This window comes from Paenibacillus sp. FSL L8-0502 (assembly GCF_038593055.1).
Lineage (GTDB): Bacteria > Bacillota > Bacilli > Paenibacillales > Paenibacillaceae > Paenibacillus > Paenibacillus polymyxa_D.
Window position 1 is genome coordinate 4,572,098 of sequence record NZ_CP151958.1, and the last position, 14,474, is coordinate 4,586,571.

Sequence of the window (14,474 nt, forward strand, 5' to 3'; positions counted from 1 at the left end):
CAACAGAAATATATCATCCTTTATTTTTTACGAGGTTAAGTTCAATATGACTTCGACCATGTAGCCATAGCAGTTCGTCCAGTAAAAACGTCAATCCATCCTTACTACGCAAACGCTCGATCAGTTCTGTAACGACTTCCATAATCCCACGCTGTACATTCTTCGCTAGTTGGAGGCCCCCACTTTCCCCATCCACATAAAGATGTGGATGGTCCGGTTGTTCTACCTTTCTTACATGTCGCAGACACAGTATCCCATGTTCAAGATAAAAGAAATAACTACGATCATACAGAACTCCCTCAAATAATTCATACATATGAGGATCATCATCAAGTCCATATGTCATGGTAGCCATTTTTAAACTAACTGGATTGCTCATATATTCTTTCACTCCCTCAGAATTCAAATTGTAAGTTCCTATACTGAAATTCTAGTGAAGTAAAACTCTAATTAAAATAATGTGAATTTTTTATTTGATAAGTCCTGAATGTTTGTATGCAATACTGTAATTTATGTATAAGAAGTCGTTCATTAAATACATTCGCAATATGGTATATATACCAAGTTAACTTCTATTTTGTTAATGAGGTACTTATACTATATGTTTTGAATTCTTATAATCAAATTGGAGAGTGATACAATGAATTTTATAAAATCTATTTATACAAAACAAAACGTAAATAGCTCAGTACTCTTTTTTGCATTTTTAGTTTTATATAGTGTTTTTTCTAAGATTGAAATTAAACCCGTAGCTCTTTTGCTTTTTACAGTTGCATTTGCCTTTTTTAATGCCCTGAGTAAATTTGTCCAATCCACACGTAGTGATAATGATCCTAAGTAAGTAATCTCTACATATTAAAAAAGACCTCCAGGACGAATATAGTACGTGACTATACCGTTCTGGAGGTCTTGATTTACATTTTCGAATTGTTAACACCCCATCATGCAGGTTTGCAGACAATTCATTTCATTGTACCCTTTTAAACTACCTTAACAAGGCTCTTCGTTCGGTTTCCCGGCATCCGTAGCCGTACGGAAGCTTGAACCACAGCCGCATGTAGCTACAGCATTCGGGTTATGAATCGTGAAGCCGCCTGACATTCCAGACTCTTCAAAGTCGATTTCCAGACCGTCCAGGTAGCGGATGCTTTCCTTTTCCACTACAATCTTCATATCCTGTACGTTCATATATATATCCTGATCCGTCTCGTTGTCGTCAAAGCCCATTGCATACGAGAATCCGGTGCAACCACCTGGCGTAACACCCAGACGTAAAAACATATTCGGCGTTTCCTGCTGCTCCAGCATATCCTTCAAACGCTCAGCAGCGGAATCGGTGATGTTAATCATAGCTCCATCCTCCTCTTTTACTTCATGTTCTCCTTCAGTATACTCCACTATTTGCAGGTGCTCAAGTCATGGAATGTCCTTCCCTTACAGGCTTCAAGACCTGTTTTTCTATTCGTTTGTATTGAACACCGGTGGTGTGAGGTTTATAATAGGTGAAGAGTGTGTAAAAGAAACTGTCGGAAATTTGTCATTTCAAAGGCGATATTTTGAGATATTCATCATTGTAGCCTGGCATTGTAACATTTTTCACATATCGTATATCCGCGCTGCCGGATTTTACCGACGGAACGGGACATCCTGTGCGCATCAAGCGCTTGTGCCGCTGATTTGGCGGACAGCCTCGCACAGAGCAACTTGAAGGAGGAATAGGCATGTCCACATTAGTTACACCTTTTACAGACCGCAGAATGGCGGAAATTGTAGAAAAGGTACAGAACGGGATTCGTTTGAACCTCGAAGATGGTATATATTTGTATGAAACTGACGATATCCTCACACTGGGTCAGTTGGCTAACGAAGCTAATTTACGCAAGAACGGAAAAAAGGTTTATTTTATCGAAAACATGAGCCTGTACTTCACCAATGTATGCGAAGCGCGCTGCGCGTTCTGCAATTTCCGCAAGGATCAGGGGGAGGACGGCTCTTATACGTTGTCCGGGCAGGAAATGATTGATTATGTAGAGCAACACATCCATCCGGGGGTAAGAGAATTTCATATCGTCGGTGGTCATAATAATCATGTGCCTTTCCAATACTATGTAGACTCATTGAAGGCGCTGAATGAAAAATATCCCCACGTTACACTGAAAGCCTACACAGCAGCGGAAATTGACTTTTTCACACGCATAAGCGGCTTGAGTATTAAAGAAGTGCTTGAGGAGCTGCAAAAGGCTGGACTTCAATCCCTGACTGGTGGTGGCGCAGAAATCTTGTCCGACGAATATCGCAAGAAGATGCGTGTTACCAAAGCCAACGTGGACCGCTATCTCGAAGTACATCGCACGGCCCACAATCTCGGCATGAAAACTCATACGACTATGCTGTACGGTTCGGTCGAATCGTATCAGGATCGTATTGAACATATGCTGCAAATTCGCGAATTGCAGGACGAAACGAACGGATTTATGGTATTTATTCCACTGTCCATGCAGCCGAAAAGCAAAAACGCCAACATTATGCGTCGTAACTCCGCTTACGAAGATCTCAAAACCATTGCGATCAGCCGCCTGATGCTGGACAATATCGACCATGTCAAAGCTTACTTCATTAATATTGGCCCGCAATTGACGCAGGTCGCTCTCACCTTTGGCGCATCAGACGTCCATGGCACGATTGTGCGCGAGCAGATCAGCCATGCCGCAGGTGCGTTGACCCCTGCCGGATTGACCCGTAAAGAGCTGATCTGGCTGGTCAAAGGTGCAGGACGCATACCTGTAGAACGAGACACCTTCTATAACGAAATTGAAGTTTTCGAATAAATGTAATATCGGATTCAGATTTCCCGCGAGCATATCATCCCCATTACTCACATCATGCAGCATCATGCTGCCCCGGAATACGCTGGTCTGTCTGCCACAGGCAGGCCCGATTCTCGGGTTTTATAACAACAAAAACTTGTGTTAGATCGACGAGACACCAGACCATTTGCCGGGGACACGGTAGCGAAAGGAAGGCGGATTTTGATGAAAAATTTCGTTATTCTGGGGGGCGGCTATGGCGGCCTTACCATTGCCAAAGAATTGCTGGATAAACACATTCCCGACGATGTTCAAGTTATTTTAGTGGATCGAATGCCCTTTCAGGGCTTGAAAACAGAGTACTATGCCCTCGCAGCAGGTACGGTTTCTGATTTTGATTTGCGGGTGCATTTTCCAGATGAGCAACGTCTTATTCGCAAATACGGAGAGGTCACCTCGATGGATCTGGAGAATAAAATGGTCCATTTTCAAGACGGTGAACCCTTGCCCTATGATCAGCTTGTCATTGCGTTGGGTTGTACCGACCGCTTTCACAATACACCGGGGGCTGAAGAACACAGCTGTACGATCCAGTCGTTTAACCATACCCGCCAAACCTATCTGCGCTTGAACGAAATCAAGCCATATGGACATGTCCATATTGTAGGCGGCGGTCTTAGCGGTGTTGAGATTGCAGCGGAGTTACGTGAAAGCCGCACGGATTTGAATATTACCATTATGGATCGGGGCGAGCGGGTGCTGTCAGCATTCCCGCAACGTTTGTCTGCCTATGTACATGCTTGGTTCAAGGAGCATCAGGTTAATGCCCTGAACCATGTTGCGGTTTCTCGTATTGAGCCGGGGGCTATTTATAACCGTGACGAGCAAATTGTAACGGATGCAGTGGTATGGACGGCCGGAATTCAGCCAGTAAAAATCGTGCAGGATTTAGCTGTCCCTAAAGACCCTCAGGGTCGTATCGTGCTCAACGATTACTACCAAATACCAGATCATCCAGAGGTATATGTGGTCGGAGACTGTGCGAGCCTTCCCTACTCTCCAAGCGCTCAGGCAGCAGAGGTGCAAGGGGAACAAATCGCACATATTGTACGTGATCTATGGAAAGGTCAAACGCCTCACCCGCATCCTTTAAAGCTGCGCGGTACATTAGGCGCACTTGGCAAGAAGGCCGGGTTCGGCTATGGCTTTATGGGCAGCACTTCATTGCGCGGCCGTGTACCACGCCTGCTTAAAAGCGGTGTGCTCTGGAAGTCCAAACGCCATTTTGGCTGATCATGCTAAACAAACAAAGAAGACCCGCTCCCAAAGCAGGTCTTCTTTGTATATTGCGTGTATGGGCTAACAGAGCATTATATTTCAATCCAAGTCTAGGTTATCCCATGCTTCAGCTTCCTTAATTTTGTTCATAATCACTTCGTACAGAAGCTCTGCTGAATCTGCGGATACAATCTCACCATTGACCATCGCATAGGGTTCCGCGTTACACTGACCGCAATTGCTTAGGCAGCCGTATTCAATCACATCATAATCTGGATTCTGTTCCAGCTTGGACATGATTTCATCAGTGCCCCAATGCATATTACTGGTGCAAAACTCAATAATAGGTCTTAACATTTTTTCACCTGCTTTGGATGACGGGCATTTTAATTTGGCCCGCTTTGTAATATAATAATAAAGGTATAGGAAAGGAGTTGAATTCTAATGAGCGAAACACAAAGCGTTCAAATGTATGATGAAGTAGCAGATGTACTGGATAAGCTCCGTCCGTTCCTGCAACGCGATGGCGGCGACGTTGAGCTGGTTGACGTAGAAGACGGCATCGTTAAGCTGAAGCTGGTAGGCGCTTGCGGCAGTTGCCCAAGTTCCACAATCACGCTGAAAGCAGGGATTGAACGCGCTCTTCTCGAAGAAGTCGACGGCGTCCAAGAAGTGGTACAAGTATTCTAATGCTTGATGCATAAGATCATGAGAGTCTTGACTTCGGTAACGAAGCTCAAGACTCTTTTTTGTGTTACAGCGTCTGAGGGATCACTCAAGCTTATATGGTTGGCCGAATGGGGTCCAATCCTCCCGATACATCCATAATATTGCCTGTTATAAAATCCGAATGCTCCTCACACAAATAGGCGATCACTCGCGCAATGTCCTCTCCGCTCCCCGGACGCCCACGCGGTGTCTCTTTATCCTGCATGCCGATGACATCGGCAATTGACATTTCCTTATTTGCTCCTCGAATATCCCCTGGACAGATCATATTGACCGTGATGCCATAAGGAGCCTCCTCCACAGCCAGTGACTTCGTAAAAGACACCAGCCCCACCTTGGCGGCTGCGTAGACGGCGCGATGCGGCCAAGCCCTCGCTTCTCCAGCATGACCAAAGCCAAAATGAATAATACGTCCCCATTGCTGGCTACGCATGTGAGGCAATACCAAATGATCCAGCAACATGGTACCGACCAGATTCCCTTGTATCATGGTATGAATCTCAGCTACACTGTAATCCGCAAACAGACGGCGTTCCCGGATGAACGGTCCAGCATTGTTCACCATAATATCGACTCCGCCTAGCCGATCCTGGACTTCACCAATCAGCCTCGTGATATCTTTCTGAACAGTGATATCCCCTTGTAAAGACAGGCAGCGTACTCCCTTAGACTCAATCACCCGCTTAAGCGCTTCGGCTTCTGCTTGGCTATGCACATAATTCAGCGCAATATTACAGCCTTCATTCGCCAGACGCAGAGCGGTCGTTTTACCTAAACCTTTGGCACTACCCGTTATGAATGCGACTTTATCTCTCAACAATTTTCCTCCTGTTCACAGAGAACGGTCACCCCCAAGTATAAAATATTTAAGCTTCCCCTACAACTCTATCCAAAAGAAACCCCAGTCCTCTTGTTCAAGAGAATCTGGGGTTTGCGTGCAATGTGTTCTCGTTCCCTACTTAAAATGCCGGGATAATTGCGCCTTGGTATTTATCTTCAATGAATTTTTTAGTTTCTGGAGATTGCAAAGCTTTAAGCAGCTTCTGAATCGCTTCAGAATCTTTATTATCAGGACGAGCTACCAGAACGTTAGCATATGGAGAATCTTTATCTTCCAGTGCCAGTGCATCCTTCGTCGGGTTCAGCTTAGCTTCCAGAGCGTAGTTCGTGTTGATCAACGCAATGTCCACTTCAGGCAACTGACGTGGCAGCATAGCCGCTTCCAGCTCCTTGAATTTCAGGTTTTTCTTATTTTCAGTAATATCTTTTACGGTAGCTTCAATGTTGCTTGCGTCTTTCAGCTTGATCAGACCTTGTTTTTCCAACAACAACAATGCACGGCCTCCGTTTGTTGCATCGTTCGGAATGGCTACCGTTGCGCCATCTGGGAGTTCATCAAGCTTTTTATATTTTTGGGAGTAGATGCCGAAAGGCTCCAGGTGAACCGCGCCCACAGAAACCAAATTCATTTTGCGCTCTTTGTTCATAACATTCAAGTAAGGTACATGTTGATAGAAGTTAGCATCCAACTGCTTGTCAAACAATTGAACGTTCGGCTGTACATAGTCGTTAAACTGAACGACTTGAAGACGAACCCCTTCCTTTTCCAACTGAGGTTTGATTGCTTCCAAAATTTCCGCATGCGGCACAGGAGAAGCTCCAACTTTCAGCTCCACTTCACGTGGTGATCCGCCTGTATTTTCGGCCGCATTGTTTGTATCCGATGTTGTGCTCTTTGTGCCGCAAGCAGCCAGCACCGCAATTAATGTCAAGCTTAATACAGCCAATACCCATTTCTTCATGTTATTACCCCTCCAATAATTTGTAATATTCAGGAGCAGACGTCCTGATCAATAAGGATATCTATATGTTTTCCCTATTTTCGAGTATAATGCCGCACGAGACGGTCTCCCGCCATTTGCAGCAATTGAACCAATACGACCATCAGCACGACCGCAACGATCATTACAGCCGTTTCATAACGATAATAGCCGTAGTTGATAGCCAGTGTACCCAGTCCACCGCCCCCGATCATCCCGGACATTGCCGTGTAGGATACGAGTGTAACGACGGTAATGGTTAATGCGGCTAGCAGTCCCGGAAGTGCCTCACGTAACAGCACACGCCGGATAATTTGTCCTGTCGAGGCCCCCATTGCTTGTGCGGCTTCAATGACACCCTTGTCCACTTCACGCAGAGACGTTTCGACAAGACGTGCGAAGAATGGGGCAGCCCCGATAACCAATGGTGGGATGGTTCCCAACACCCCGGTCGAGGTACCTACCAGCGATCGTGTAAAAGGAATAAGTGCAACGATCAAAATGATAAATGGCACGGAACGTAAAATGTTAACGATGAATGATAATACAATGTATATCACCTTCATCAGAGTCAACGAGGAGCGGCTCGCCAGAAACAATAATATGCCGAGCGGCAAACCAATAATGAGGGTGAACAATGCGGATGCACCGAGCATCTGAAGGGTTTCCAGCGTAGAATTCCCTAGCTCTTCCCAACTCACTTGTGAAAAATCAAGTTCGCTCATTGTCCGATCACCTCCACATCAAGTCCTTGCCCAGACACTTCGCGCAGCGTATGCTCTATATCCTCATGATTCCCTTCAAAACGAACGATTAGCTGACCATAGGGTACATTTTTAATCGTAGATATGGTTCCCTGCAAGATCGCAAAATCCACCCCAGTGCTTCGAGCCGTACGCGACAGAATCGCATCATATGTTTTGCTGCCCAAGAAGGAGATACGTACCACCTGCGCCGACTCGCCCTCACCTGCTGCCGCAATCGCTGCTTGCAACTCCTCGGGATGTTCTGACTCCCGCTGGATAAAGTCCTTGGTTACCTGGTGCTGCGGCTTCAAAAATACTTCCGCCACCGGACCTTGCTCCACGATGTCGCCCTGATGAATGACGCCAACTTTATCACAAATGCTTTGAATGACATGCATTTCATGTGTAATCAACACGATGGTTAAATTAAAACGCTGATTAATATCCAGCAGCAATTTCAGGATAGACCCCGTCGTCTGCGGATCAAGCGCCGAAGTCGCTTCGTCACACAGCAATACATGAGGATCACTAGCCAGCGCCCGTGCAATTCCTACCCGTTGCTTCTGTCCACCTGAGAGCTGTGACGGATATTTTCCACTGTGTTCTTCGAGACCCACCAATTCCAGCAGTTCACGAACCTTCTGGTCCAACTTCTGCTTGGGCGTGTTTACCAGCCGCAACGGAAATGCAATATTGTCATATACCGTCGCCGAAGACAACAAATTAAAATGCTGAAAAATCATTCCGATTTTTCGGCGCTGCATTTGTAACTGGGATTGACTCACAGTAGTGAGGTTTACCCCGTCTACCCATACTTCACCTGAAGTAGGGCGTTCCAATAAATTAATACAGCGGATCAATGTACTTTTCCCTGCCCCGGAGTGACCAATCACTCCGAATATTTCTCCACGCTGTATAGAAAGATTCAACCCAGACAGCGCATTAACGCGTCGGTTGCCTTTGCCATAATGCTTGGTTAACTGCTTAAGCTCTATCAACGTGCTGCGACCCCCTTCACTTCTTCCTTACCCTTTTTACCAGTTGTCATCTCTCAGGATTGTATAAAATCGCTATTTATTTATACAAAAAAGAGCCCCTTTCACAGAATGAAAAGGGCCCCACCTTGCGATCCTTTTCTCATCTGCCAAAATCGCTATAACTCTAGCGGTTTTGTAGGAATTAGCACCATCATGTTCCCTCCCAGTGTATTACACCGGGAAAGAACGGGTTGCCGGGCTTCATCGGGCCAGTCCCTCCACCTCTCTGGATAAGAAAAATATGTTAAACTCCAGCTTTAGCTGTCCGTTAAGTTTATATAAAAAAACATAATTCAAGCATTTTTCTGAAACTAGGTTTCAGTATAGATAGTTTACATTGCTTTGTCAAAGGATATTTTCTATCATATTTTTGGGCGTACTGCCCGGTTCTCCCATTGTTTCGCAGTATAAGTAAAGGCGATTGACAACGACCGACACACCATTTCCAAGCCCTGCTGCAAATCTTCCAAATGGTGATCGAGGTCCTCCAATTGGATTTTTCCATACAAAGCTCGGTGTCGTTGCCAGAGATCATCCTGCATTTCCGTATTCATATAGTGTATCTCCGTATTCCGCCGCTTACGCAGCCGATTGATGGCATCGTTGTATGTATCCTTGATATCATTTAAATTATCGGTCAATACAGGATGCATTTTGAGATACTTGAGTTGCCGCAACACGGTAAAATACGAATAATGCGCCTTATACTGCCCTGTTTTTAAATCATACAGATCATTCAGCCAGTTGCCCAGCTTATCCAAAATGGAAAATACCCTCACAAACCCATCCTTATAAAAGAAAACATACAATGCATAGTCGGATTTTTCATCCTCACTCATATCTTCAGCATATCCGGCTTTCACTTTCATACGGAAAAAGGCGGCAGCATGATGGCTCTGCTCCAGTTCATCCAAGGATGACATTAGACCGCGTGTCAAAATATCCGCCTTCCGAAAATCGTGGGTCGGATCTCCACCAGCCTGAATTTGCCGCTCCAGCAGGTTCAACATATCTGACATGCTATTCATGGCATCTAGCAGGATGCCCTTGTTCACACGTGGCGGCTCACCCAGTAGCTTGCGTATCATGCTTACGCCTCCTTATAAATGTAAAATCCGGCTGTAGGTTAATTAGGGCGTCAAGCGAAATAACTTGTCCATCGTTGATCTACAAGCTTAACAATATCCTCACGCGGTAACACCTCATCCGGATACCCCGGCTTCATACGCGCATCCACTACAATCGGCAGCTTATAGTTCAGGTGATGCAAACGCACTTCGCTGTCCGCGTACATATCCGTAGCCGGGTTAAAGCGAGTGAATACCGTCCACAGGAACGAGGCTTGAGAACGAACGACTTCTTTGGCATCGTCCACAATGAAAACGAGCGGCCACTCTTGCTCACCCGCAGCTAATCGCTCCAAAACACGTGCCGCCAGCTCAGGCTCTTGCTCAAAAGACGCACCCGATACGACGAGGCAACCTCCGCAATAGGGTTCAATTTCACGAATCCCCGGCAGATCGCCTCCCTCATAGGCACGAGGCAATTCACGTACAGGCTCACCTATTCCCATCAGGATCGCCTTACTGCCATGATTCAGCTTGCGGCCTGTGTAATCGAGTGTATCGTGTGACGTGTGATTGAAAATAAATAAATCCCTTGCTGGATTAAATCGCTCCAGAATGGTTTCCAGCAGCAGGTTAAAGTCAGATAAATCAATGACTCGATCTGTCAGCATCAGGAACTTGGTCAATGACAATTGACCTTGACCCAAAATGGTAAAACCGGATACAAGCGCTTCACGGGAGTAGCTTTCACGTACGACTGCCGCTGCCAGCGCATGTACGCCCGTTTCCGCATACGCCCACAGGGACTTGACGGAAGGCATCACAAGCGGATAGGCAGGCGACAGCAGACGTTGCAAAAACTCACCGAGGTAGTAGTCTTCTTGCCGAGGCTTACCTACAATGGTTGCCGGATAAATGGCATCCTTGCGGTGATGCATATGTTTGACATGAAATACAGGGAAATCATGCTGTAATGAATAATATCCAAAATGATCGCCAAACGGGCCTTCCGGACGGCGTTCATGAGGTGGCACATAACCGCTGATTGCAAATTCTGCTTCTGCTGGAATCCGATGACCCCCAAGCGGGTCCTCTGTCATGGGCAGCTTGCCTCCCATAATAAGCGAAGCCAGCAACAGCTCAGGCAAGTTTTCCGGTGCTGGAGCAATGGCAGACGCAATCAGAGCAGGCGGGCCACCGATGATAATCGTCGTAGGCAACGGCTCATTACGCAGCTCCGCTTCATGATAATGGAAACCGCCGCCTTTATGAATTTGCCAGTGAATGCCCGTCGTCTGATCATCATAAATCTGAATGCGGTACATCCCCAGATTATGATCCTTGGGCTGACCTGGCTTCTCGGTATACACGAGTGGAAGGGTAATAAACGGTCCTCCATCCTCATGCCAACTGGTCACTTTAGGCAGTGGTGCCAGCGGAGCCTCTGTACGGCGAACTCCCAATACAGGAGCCTCGCTATGAGATACTGTTTTTAGGCCTACTTTTAGCATGTCCTTAATCAGGCCACGTTCATTCCACAATGCTTTGGGTGTAGGTGGAAACAATGTTTTGGTTGCTCCTACAATCGCATCCATCAGTTGCTCTGGGCGCGGGCCAAAAGCCATGTCCACACGGCGATTCGTGCCAAACAGATTACTGGCTACAGGAAACGGAGTTCCTTTTACATTCGTGAACAGCAGTGCCGGCCCTTCTTCCTCAATGACTCTTCGATGAATCTCAGCCAGCTCCAAGTAAGGATCGACAGGTGCCTCTATAATTTTAAGATGATTTTCTTTACGCAGTGCTTCAATAAATTGGCGCAAATTCTGGTAGATCAACTGGACGATTCCTCCTAAGCAAATCAAGCCCTCGAGAAACTCGTGGGCCTGGTTTGTTTCTTATATGCTATTATACGTGTTTAAACGCCACTTGGGCAAAAATCCGCTTCACTATGATCTATGAAATGCTTAGGTACGTTGTGCTTGGGTCGGAACAAGCTTGCGATCCGGTGACAATTGCCATACACGATAGCTCAGATAAGCCAAGATGGAGAACAACGATGCAATCACCAGCATATGCCCCAGCACGATAAACATGTAGATTTCAGGTCTGTTGACGTACAGCAAGATAATTCCAATCACCACTTGAAGCAGGATTAACAAGACCGATACAACACCCAATATACGGATGTCCCGGTGATTCGGGTGATAACGGTATGCGTAGTGACCCACAGCCAAGATAATGACGAACAGCAGACCGGCTGAAATCTGATGAAGCAACAGTGGAGATATGAAGCCTCCAATATTTACAACCTTCTGGATGACCGAGTGACTAAGCAACGCCCCTGAATAGACAGCAATATAGGTATAGATCGTCGATAGCCATATAAAATTACGAAAGCCCCGACTGACAGGCCCAGGAATCAGACGCGGAGTGTGGCGTGAGTCCGCATGCTCCTGCCAGGCCCCCAGCGTCATCATAGTCGCACTGGCAAAAGCGATAAGCGCAAAGCCAAAATGCAGTCCCATGACCGCAGCTGATTGGGAGAATATGACAGCCAACGCCCCCATTGCACCTTGTATGATCACAAACAAGAGCGTGAGCAGCGAGAATAGCTGTAAATCCTTTCGATGCTTCATAAACAGCAAAAAGCCAACAAATGAGGCGATAGAAAGAATCCCGGCCATGGCACTGACGGAGCGGTGAGAGAACTCAATAAGGGATGCGATCGTATGTGCCGGAACCAGCTTACCATTGCACAGCGGGAATTCCCGGCCACAGCCCAGACCCGAATCCGTCCGCGTCACAACACCTCCACCGAAGGTAGCCAAAAACATGACAATACATGTTACGAGTGCCAGCCATTTTAATATTCTAATTTTGTTATTCAAATTCACCCGTATCCTTCCAAATATAATATTTATTCACTTTATATGTTGTGAAATGATCACTTATAGTAATTATAACTGATATATCGTTCCTTGACATACGAGCTTTGTTGACAAAATGTGAACGTGTTCGTGAGAAAGCCGCCCCCTTGAAAGGAAGCGGCTTTCTGAATATCTTGATGTTTAAAATTCAATTTGGAACCTTCATGTATGCATGTACAGCATTCATTATTTTGCCAAGCTCGCGTGGACTTCAACAGCCCGATCCAAAAATTGCTCGATTTCCTCGCGGGATTTGCGCAATCTGTTTACAAGACGTACCAGTTCTCGCCCTTCACTGTAAGCGATAAAGCTAGGAATCCCCAATACATTCTGTTCTTGACTGACGCTTTCAGCCTGTTCTACATCAATCTCAATTAATGTAAGCTTATCTGCATATTGTTGTTCCACATCAGGCATGAACGGATCAATAAAATGACAATCCCCACACCAGTCCGCCTTAAACACAGCCACCGTAACGCCCGGAGTGGATATTGCCTTATTAAAGTCTTCATGAGAGACGATTTTTTGCATGGATGATTCCTCCTTAAATTCTTTTTATACTGAAAAGATTGCACTTTCTATTGTAACGCCAAGTGAAACTTTTGCACACTCCCCCATTCTGCCTACATACCGATTGGAAGCCCTCTCATTGAGGCATACTAAAGATATACTTAAGAATCCACATAAGCGACGACATCCTAACAGCATACCCAACATACTTAGCAGGATACGGGGATCTTTGCAGTTGGAAAGGAGGTTATTTAGTCATGTCTCTTACCGAATGGCTCCACACAGCATCTCGACAGCTTCAAGGAGGGCTAAAGTTACTGGGTTCCGTTCCCCGTGTTGCTGAGGAAGCTTGGGAAGGCAAACGGGCAGCCTGGACCGAATCCCGCAAATTACGCTACCCTTTGCGTGAACTAGCGTGGGATTATCATACAGCACAGGCCGCTATGAATGAAGCTGAAGCGTTAATGTTGGTGAACGGGCCCGCTACGCGTCCCTCTTCTCTGAATATGCCCTTATGCGAAACAGACTGTGAGCTGCTGGAGCGGATCAAGAACGATACGGCACAGGAAAATCGAAGTAACGTCACTCGGACTGCCGCATACCTTGAATGCTATCGTGGCTACCCGGAGTTACACTGGGCATTACTGGCCCACCTGGTTTCTCGTAATGGCGGCTATAATATGACCGATCTGAAAGGGGGACTGATTAGCAACCTGTTCGGCGAACAGGAAAAGGAATGGCTGTATCGGCTACTGGAGCGCTGTAACGCCCTTATTTTTCAGGACGCTTATCCGCAGTTGCAACTCTACATGCACAGCCGCCATTTGGGTCGGAGTTGCTTTCATTTGTTGCCTTATTTTCACGTTTCGCCATTCATGAAGCCCTTTTGGGAACGCTTCTGGGCTTGGCGGGATAGCTCTCTGTTGACTGTTGCGCTCATCATTAATGAACAAAACTATATTGAAGGACGTGTGGTAAGAGATCCGTATTTTCAGAAATTTGTGACACACAAGCCGGGCTTTTATTTGCATGACTGGCTCCAGCTTAATCAGGTTATATTTCCACTTGGGCTGAATGGTGGACTTGCTGGACTAGTGATGGAGCGTTTTGGCCATTTGGACGAGCGGATCGGCTTTGGCAAAAGTCTCTATGCTATGCTCTTCGGCCATCAGCAGGTGCTGGACCAGGTATCAGCATTCGCTAACAGTGTGCCGCATACGGGTTCACGCAGCGACTATTGGCCCGGACTATTCACCCCGAATGAACAAAAAGCGTTGCACTCTCCAGATGAAAGTGCAACGCTTTTAGCACATGAATGGCTACCGCCAGGACAACGTCTGTACAGCCCGGAGCTGAACGCCGTCTGGTCCGATACAGCTTATGATCCAATTCCCCGGTATGACTGGTTTCAGGACGGCTCCACACTCGGGCATCTCAGCGAACCAAGGCGACCGCTGTTATTTGCCATGCGCCACGAGCATCGCCACAGCATCCAAAAAACAGCGATGGCCCACGTTGCCCATAACAGCCTGCAACCTTTCCACTGAAAG

Annotated in this window: 16 protein-coding genes and 1 riboswitch; of the genes, 5 read left to right on the forward strand and 11 right to left on the reverse strand. The window is 46.5% G+C overall.

Going from position 1 to position 14,474, the window contains the following annotated elements; all coding sequences use genetic code 11:
• Positions 1-13 precede the first annotated feature (13 nt).
• On the reverse strand, positions 14-379 hold the full coding sequence (locus tag NSQ57_RS19955) for a hypothetical protein (protein WP_165148504.1): 366 nt from the start codon (positions 377-379) through the stop codon (positions 14-16).
• Between the two features lie 261 nt (positions 380-640).
• Here NSQ57_RS19955 and NSQ57_RS19960 point away from each other — a divergent pair, with 261 nt between their 5' ends.
• The gene (locus NSQ57_RS19960) at positions 641-841 is read left to right on the forward strand and encodes a hypothetical protein (protein ID WP_029518226.1); all 201 of its coding nucleotides are present in this window, start codon (positions 641-643) and stop codon (positions 839-841) included.
• 149 nt (positions 842-990) lie between these two features.
• Here the strand turns inward: NSQ57_RS19960 and NSQ57_RS19965 are convergent, their stop codons facing one another.
• The gene (locus NSQ57_RS19965; protein WP_013311832.1) at positions 991-1,350 is read right to left on the reverse strand and encodes an iron-sulfur cluster assembly accessory protein; all 360 of its coding nucleotides are present in this window, start codon (positions 1,348-1,350) and stop codon (positions 991-993) included.
• Between the two features lie 371 nt (positions 1,351-1,721).
• On the opposite strand from NSQ57_RS19965, the gene mqnE reads away from it, so the two are divergent.
• Both mqnE and NSQ57_RS19975 read left to right on the forward strand, forming a co-directional pair.
• Complete coding sequence (gene mqnE / locus NSQ57_RS19970; protein WP_029518225.1) at positions 1,722-2,828, forward strand: aminofutalosine synthase MqnE; 1,107 nt, start codon at positions 1,722-1,724, stop codon at positions 2,826-2,828.
• A gap of 204 nt (positions 2,829-3,032) precedes the next feature.
• Entirely contained in the window at positions 3,033-4,100 is a 1,068-nt protein-coding gene (locus NSQ57_RS19975) for an NAD(P)/FAD-dependent oxidoreductase (protein WP_029518224.1), read from the forward strand.
• Positions 4,101-4,184: 84 nt separating this feature from the next.
• Here NSQ57_RS19975 and NSQ57_RS19980 read toward each other — a convergent pair whose 3' ends face one another.
• Complete coding sequence (locus tag NSQ57_RS19980; RefSeq protein WP_023990179.1) at positions 4,185-4,442, reverse strand: YuzB family protein; 258 nt, start codon at positions 4,440-4,442, stop codon at positions 4,185-4,187.
• Between the two features lie 87 nt (positions 4,443-4,529).
• Between NSQ57_RS19980 and NSQ57_RS19985 the strand changes: the two genes are divergently transcribed.
• Complete coding sequence (locus NSQ57_RS19985; protein ID WP_013311836.1) at positions 4,530-4,775, forward strand: NifU family protein; 246 nt, start codon at positions 4,530-4,532, stop codon at positions 4,773-4,775.
• 91 nt (positions 4,776-4,866) lie between these two features.
• On the opposite strand, the gene NSQ57_RS19990 is transcribed toward NSQ57_RS19985, so the two are convergent.
• The 8 genes from NSQ57_RS19990 to NSQ57_RS20025 form a co-directional block, all read right to left on the reverse strand.
• Positions 4,867-5,631 (reverse strand): SDR family oxidoreductase, encoded by a 765-nt coding sequence (locus tag NSQ57_RS19990; RefSeq protein WP_029518222.1) that lies wholly within the window; start codon positions 5,629-5,631, stop codon positions 4,867-4,869.
• Between the two features lie 142 nt (positions 5,632-5,773).
• Complete coding sequence (locus NSQ57_RS19995) at positions 5,774-6,616, reverse strand: MetQ/NlpA family ABC transporter substrate-binding protein (RefSeq protein ID WP_029518221.1); 843 nt, start codon at positions 6,614-6,616, stop codon at positions 5,774-5,776.
• Between the two features lie 74 nt (positions 6,617-6,690).
• The gene (locus NSQ57_RS20000; protein ID WP_025723588.1) at positions 6,691-7,359 is read right to left on the reverse strand and encodes a methionine ABC transporter permease; all 669 of its coding nucleotides are present in this window, start codon (positions 7,357-7,359) and stop codon (positions 6,691-6,693) included.
• Positions 7,356-8,378 (reverse strand): ATP-binding cassette domain-containing protein, encoded by a 1,023-nt coding sequence (locus NSQ57_RS20005; RefSeq protein WP_340886339.1) that lies wholly within the window; start codon positions 8,376-8,378, stop codon positions 7,356-7,358. The genes NSQ57_RS20000 and NSQ57_RS20005 overlap by 4 nt, the downstream gene beginning before the upstream one ends.
• Positions 8,379-8,514: 136 nt before the next feature.
• A riboswitch (SAM riboswitch) is annotated at positions 8,515-8,654 on the reverse strand.
• A gap of 125 nt (positions 8,655-8,779) precedes the next feature.
• Entirely contained in the window at positions 8,780-9,505 is a 726-nt protein-coding gene (locus NSQ57_RS20010) for a Cthe_2314 family HEPN domain-containing protein (RefSeq protein WP_069012609.1), read from the reverse strand.
• A 50-nt stretch (positions 9,506-9,555) separates the two neighbouring features.
• A complete protein-coding gene (locus NSQ57_RS20015) occupies positions 9,556-11,322 on the reverse strand; it encodes a UbiD family decarboxylase (protein ID WP_025723591.1) in 1,767 nt (588 codons plus the stop codon).
• 129 nt (positions 11,323-11,451) lie between these two features.
• Positions 11,452-12,381, reverse strand: coding sequence for a COX15/CtaA family protein (locus NSQ57_RS20020; RefSeq protein ID WP_029518217.1), 930 nt, complete (start codon positions 12,379-12,381; stop codon positions 11,452-11,454).
• A 219-nt stretch (positions 12,382-12,600) separates the two neighbouring features.
• The gene (locus tag NSQ57_RS20025) at positions 12,601-12,945 is read right to left on the reverse strand and encodes a thioredoxin family protein (protein ID WP_025723593.1); all 345 of its coding nucleotides are present in this window, start codon (positions 12,943-12,945) and stop codon (positions 12,601-12,603) included.
• Positions 12,946-13,181: 236 nt separating this feature from the next.
• On the opposite strand from NSQ57_RS20025, the gene NSQ57_RS20030 reads away from it, so the two are divergent.
• A complete protein-coding gene (locus NSQ57_RS20030) occupies positions 13,182-14,471 on the forward strand; it encodes a DUF2515 family protein (RefSeq protein ID WP_342425201.1) in 1,290 nt (429 codons plus the stop codon).
• The last annotated feature ends 3 nt before the right edge of the window (positions 14,472-14,474 follow it).

What these genes read in the sequence shown, in the direction of transcription:
- mqnE (WP_029518225.1), top strand. Translation starts at nt 1,722, where the DNA reads ATGTCCACATTAGTTACACCTTTTACAGACCGCAGAATGGCGGAAATT.
- NSQ57_RS20030 (WP_342425201.1), top strand. Translation starts at nt 13,182, where the DNA reads ATGTCTCTTACCGAATGGCTCCACACAGCATCTCGACAGCTTCAAGGA.
- NSQ57_RS19995 (WP_029518221.1), bottom strand. Translation starts at nt 6,616, where the DNA reads ATGAAGAAATGGGTATTGGCTGTATTAAGCTTGACATTAATTGCGGTG.
- NSQ57_RS20010 (WP_069012609.1), bottom strand. Translation starts at nt 9,505, where the DNA reads ATGATACGCAAGCTACTGGGTGAGCCGCCACGTGTGAACAAGGGCATC.
- NSQ57_RS20000 (WP_025723588.1), bottom strand. Translation starts at nt 7,359, where the DNA reads ATGAGCGAACTTGATTTTTCACAAGTGAGTTGGGAAGAGCTAGGGAAT.
- NSQ57_RS19975 (WP_029518224.1), top strand. Translation starts at nt 3,033, where the DNA reads ATGAAAAATTTCGTTATTCTGGGGGGCGGCTATGGCGGCCTTACCATT.
- NSQ57_RS19960 (WP_029518226.1), top strand. Translation starts at nt 641, where the DNA reads ATGAATTTTATAAAATCTATTTATACAAAACAAAACGTAAATAGCTCA.
- NSQ57_RS19965 (WP_013311832.1), bottom strand. Translation starts at nt 1,350, where the DNA reads ATGATTAACATCACCGATTCCGCTGCTGAGCGTTTGAAGGATATGCTG.
- NSQ57_RS20025 (WP_025723593.1), bottom strand. Translation starts at nt 12,945, where the DNA reads ATGCAAAAAATCGTCTCTCATGAAGACTTTAATAAGGCAATATCCACT.
- NSQ57_RS19985 (WP_013311836.1), top strand. Translation starts at nt 4,530, where the DNA reads ATGAGCGAAACACAAAGCGTTCAAATGTATGATGAAGTAGCAGATGTA.
- NSQ57_RS19980 (WP_023990179.1), bottom strand. Translation starts at nt 4,442, where the DNA reads ATGTTAAGACCTATTATTGAGTTTTGCACCAGTAATATGCATTGGGGC.
- NSQ57_RS19955 (WP_165148504.1), bottom strand. Translation starts at nt 379, where the DNA reads ATGAGCAATCCAGTTAGTTTAAAAATGGCTACCATGACATATGGACTT.